Genomic DNA, 247 nt, shown 5'->3' on the forward strand with positions numbered 1-247 from the left:
ATAAAAAACGCTCTTTCGAGGTGTACTCGTCCTCTAGTTGTATTGATTTAAGTAACTTTGGTAATTCATGATCATCACAAAGGGAGTCGCTAAATTTATTATCCCATTTAGCAATATGATTAAGGGCAAGGTGTTTAGCAGTTTTGAGCATGTAACTACGCGTAAATTGAATATCTTGTTTTAAATCAGCTTCGTAGCTTTTAATAAAGGTTTCTTGCACTATATCTTCTACGTCGTCAGGTAACAC

The 247-nt window shown here is 34.8% G+C and carries 1 protein-coding gene; it reads right to left on the reverse strand.

The genetic code is table 11. The features are described from left to right. Positions 1 to 247, reverse strand: a 247-nt coding sequence (locus AAEY62_RS23975; RefSeq protein ID WP_502935567.1) for an RNA polymerase sigma factor, incomplete at both ends; no start/stop codon positions are given.

The sequence above is a fragment of the Pseudoalteromonas sp. GW168-MNA-CIBAN-0100 genome, assembly GCF_040309225.1.
Lineage (GTDB): Bacteria > Pseudomonadota > Gammaproteobacteria > Enterobacterales > Alteromonadaceae > Pseudoalteromonas > Pseudoalteromonas arctica.